Genomic DNA, 1,645 nt, shown 5'->3' with positions numbered 1-1,645 from the left:
TCGGTGAGATCCTCGGCGGCCGGCATCCGCTCGCACACGGCGGCCACCCGTTCGCCGTCAACCACCTTGACAGTGCAGCCGTCCATCGCCAACACACCCTCATCTGAAGAACCATTCATATGAATAGTTTGTCGGCCCTGCGGCAAATGTCAACGACGTACTCGCACAGGCGGCCCGCATGGAGGTCACTCTTTGTGGTGCCGCATGAGAGCTGAAGGGGCGGAGCGTCTGCTCGACTCCACGGCATACCCCTGTGGTGGGCGCTGCGCCCTGTCCCGGACCGGTTCCCGCACCCCGGGCGCGCGCCAGGCCCGCCCGGATTGATCCCGCCACTGCCGTCCGCCCTCGCGGCCTGCGGCATGGCCGCTCTGCGGTCAGCCCACCTGGCCGCTGCTCCAGGCCCAGGCGGCGATGCCCACCCGATTGGCGGCCCCCACCTTGCGCTGGATGTGCGCGATGTGCGTTTTGACGGTTCCCGGGCTGATGGTCAGCTCGGCGGCGATGTCGGCGTTGGTGTGCCCTCGCGCCACCAGACGGGCGATCTCCAGCTCGCGGGCGGTGAGCGGGTCCTCCAGCGGCGGCGGTGCCTGGCGGATCAAGCCCCGCAGTAGCCGTAGGGTTACCTGAGGACTGATCAGCGTGTCGCCGGCCATCGCCGCGCGGATCGCTTCCACCAGCAGGGTGGGGCCTGAGCGTTTGAGCAGGAAGCCGCAGGCGCCTTCGCGGAGCGCAGTGTGGACGTAGTCGTCCAGGTCGAAGGTGGTCACGACGATCACTCGGGCCTCGGTGGCCAGCTGCCTGGTGACCTCCAGCCCGTCCATGCCAGGCATGCGGATGTCGGCAAGCACCACGTCGGGACGCAGGTGACGAGCCAGCTCTACCGCCCGTGCGCCGTCAGCGGCCTCACCCACCACTGTCATATCCGGCTGCGCGTTGAGGATCAGCCGGAACCCGATCCGCACGTCCTCCTGGTCGTCGGCGATGAGAATCCGCGTCGTCATCCCGTTCCCGTCACGTTGGTCTGCCAGTGGTGTCATGAAGCACGACGCCCAGCATGAGCCGTCATGCGGGGATCTGCACGGTGACCTGCCAGCCATGCCTGTTCGGGCCTGCCGCCAGCTTCCCGCCGCGGGCCTCCAGCAGGTGGGCCAGGCTCGCCAACCCGAAACCGCCGACTCTGGTGCTCTGCGACCTGCCCCCGCCGTCGTCCTCCACCCGCACGCGCAGAACCTCCTCTTCCTTGCGAATCTCCACCCGCACGGTCGTGGCGCGCGGCGCGTGCCTGCGCACGTTGGTCAGCGCCTCCGTCACCACACGGTAGGCCAGCGACGAGGCCTCGTGCCGCACCGCTAGGCCTGGCTCGACGGCCAACTCCACCTGTGCGACGGGTGAGAACGCGTCGGCCAGCCGCTCCAGTTCCTCGATTCCCGGCCCCCGCTCACCCAGCGCGTGCACAGCACGATCCAGCGAGGCCAGCGCCCGTTGCCCGGCGTCCTCGATGCGCTGCAGCGCCTCGGCGACCGGCTCCGGCAGGGTGTCGGCGACCACTTGGGCGGCCTGCGCCTGCACCAGCATGCCGTTGAGGTCGTGGGCGACGAAGTCGTGCAGGTCGCGGGCGAGCCCGAGCCGCTGCGCCCGGGTGGCC

Annotated in this window: 2 protein-coding genes; both read right to left on the bottom strand. The window is 69.7% G+C overall.

Features of this window, described 5'->3' with window-relative positions; genetic code table 11:
• Positions 1–374 precede the first annotated feature (374 nt).
• Positions 375–1,001 (bottom strand): response regulator transcription factor, encoded by a 627-nt coding sequence (locus tag AB0J09_RS64305; RefSeq protein ID WP_360714286.1) that lies wholly within the window; start codon positions 999–1,001, stop codon positions 375–377.
• Positions 1,002–1,062: 61 nt separating this feature from the next.
• Positions 1,063–1,645: histidine kinase (locus AB0J09_RS64300; protein WP_360714285.1), on the bottom strand; the 583-nt coding region annotated here is incomplete at its 5' end.

It is taken from the genome of Nonomuraea sp. NPDC049784 (genome assembly GCF_040659615.1).
Classification (GTDB): Bacteria; Actinomycetota; Actinomycetes; order Streptosporangiales; family Streptosporangiaceae; genus Nonomuraea.
The sequence above is the reverse complement of the archived record's forward strand: the minus strand, read 5'-3'. Positions and strand labels throughout refer to the sequence as shown.

Bases quoted from the DNA above. Each gene is read 5' to 3' on its own strand.
- AB0J09_RS64305 (WP_360714286.1), bottom strand. From the start codon at position 1,001: ATGACGACGCGGATTCTCATCGCCGACGACCAGGAGGACGTGCGGATC.